Genomic DNA, 1,943 nt, shown 5'->3' with positions numbered 1-1,943 from the left:
GTGCCGATCGACGACATGGCGCCGAGCAGGCCCATGGCGCTGCCGATCCTGGCCTTAGGGACGGTGCCGGCGACGAAGGCCAGCGTCAGCGCCATCATCACCGCCGCGCCAAGGCCTTGCGCGGCCCGCACCGCGATCAGCAGGCCAAGCGACGGCGCCAGCGCGCAGAGCGCCGAGCTGGCCGTGAACAGGGCGATGCCGCCGAGCAGCAGCGGCCGGCGGCCGACAATGTCGGCCAGCCGCCCGGCGCTGACGATCATGGTGGTGATGGCAAGCAGGTAGGCCAGCACCACCCATTGCACGGACTGGAACGAGGCGCCGAACGCCTGCATCAGGGCCGGCAGGCCGACGCTGGCGATGCTGGTGCCGAGCGAGGGCAACAGCGTGGCAAGCGACAGGCTGGCCAGCGCCCATCCGACCCGCGTGGGCGCAGCGCGGCCATTCCAGCTGCTCTCGGTTCCAATTTTTTCCGCAATGTCCGCCAAGATTTTGCTCCTTTGCCCTGGCATTGCCGGTGGCACCGCCAAGGCCGATCTGTCGGCCGGTCGTACGCTTGTGGCTGGCATGGCGGAAGACGCAGTATTTGCATCTTATTCATGCATGCGACGCCATATATCCGTGCTATGGTCCGGGCATGCCGTCGCCCGACCTCAACCTGCTTGTCGCGCTGGATGTCCTGCTGAACGAAGGCAGTGTGGCGCGCGCCGCGCAAAGGCTGCGCCTCAGCCCGTCGGCGATGAGCCGCACGCTGGCGCGCCTGCGCGAGGCGACCGGCGATCCGCTGCTGGTCCGCGCCGGCCGGGGCCTTGTGCCGACGCCGCGCGCGCAGGAATTGCGGCTGCAGGTGGGCCGCGTGGTCGAGGAGGGCGAAGCTCTACTGCGCCCCGCCAGGCTGCTAGACCTGCAAGGCCTGGATCGGACTTTCACGCTGCGCACCAATGAGAGCTTCGTCGAGGAGTTCGGGCCGCGGCTTGTCGCCAGCGTCGGCGCGCAAGCTCCCAATGTGCGGCTGCGTTTCGCGCCGAAGTCCGACAAGGACGTCGCTTCGCTGCGCGACGCGACCATCGATCTGGAGATCGGCGTCGCCGGCGAGACCGGACCCGAGATCCGCATCCAGACGCTCTTTCGCGACCGCTTCATCGGCGCGGCGCGGGCCGGCCATCCGCTGAGCCAGGGCGCCGTCACGCCGGAGCGCTTCGCGGCCGGCCGCCACATCAGCGTTTCGAGGCGCGGCCGCGAGAGGGGACCGATCGACGAGGCGCTGGAACAGCTTGGGCTGCGGCGGACCGTGGTATCCATGGTGTCGGGCTTTTCGGCGGCACTCGCCCTGGCGCGCGCGTCCGACCTGATCGCCAGCGTCCCTGAGCGGCACACCGAAGGGGCGCGCGCCGGCATGTTCAGCTTTGCCTTGCCGGTCGCGACGGCGGAGGTGACCATCTCGATGCTCTGGCACCCGCGCCTCGACGCCGATCCGGCGCAACGCTGGCTGCGCGATTGCGTGCGGGAGATTTGCGCGGCGCGCTGACCGGACTACCCGGACATCGCCGCTGCGAGCGCCGTGAAGATGTGTTCGTCACCCGACTGGGCGACGTTGAAGCGCAGGAAGCGGCTGGCCGTTCCGGACAGGCTGAACGCATTGCCGGGCGCCAGCACGACATTGTCGGCCAGCGCGCGGCGGGCGACTTCGGCTGCATCCACGCCCTCCGGCAGGCTGCACCACAGGAACAGGCCGGCCGGCTGGTCGATCCACGGCGTGATGCCGATCGACTTCAGGCGGGCACTCGTTTCGGCCATGGCGCGCGCAAGCCGGATGCGCAACGCCTCGACATGCTTGCGGTAGCTGCCGTCCTTCAGCAGGGTCAGCACCAGTTCGGCCGCCAGCCTGCCGCCGCCGAAGGTCGTGGCGATCTTGAGATCGGTGAGCTGCTCGATCCAGTCGCGGG

Annotated in this window: 3 protein-coding genes; 1 reads left to right on the top strand and 2 read right to left on the bottom strand. The window is 69.5% G+C overall.

What is annotated here, in order from left to right; all coding sequences use genetic code 11:
- Positions 1 to 464, bottom strand: a 464-nt coding sequence (locus EN742_RS33460; protein WP_245492456.1) for an MFS transporter, incomplete at its 3' end; no start/stop codon positions are given.
- 170 nt (positions 465 to 634) lie between these two features.
- Between EN742_RS33460 and EN742_RS33455 the strand changes: the two genes are divergently transcribed.
- On the top strand, positions 635 to 1,525 hold the full coding sequence (locus EN742_RS33455) for a LysR family transcriptional regulator (protein ID WP_126054162.1): 891 nt from the start codon (positions 635 to 637) through the stop codon (positions 1,523 to 1,525).
- 5 nt (positions 1,526 to 1,530) lie between these two features.
- Here EN742_RS33455 and EN742_RS33450 read toward each other — a convergent pair.
- Positions 1,531 to 1,943: aminotransferase class I/II-fold pyridoxal phosphate-dependent enzyme (locus tag EN742_RS33450; protein WP_128333798.1), on the bottom strand; the 413-nt coding region annotated here is incomplete at its 5' end.

This window comes from Mesorhizobium sp. M4A.F.Ca.ET.020.02.1.1, from assembly GCF_004022645.1.
Lineage (GTDB): Bacteria > Pseudomonadota > Alphaproteobacteria > Rhizobiales > Rhizobiaceae > Mesorhizobium.
This window is presented reverse-complemented; position numbering and strand designations above follow the sequence as displayed.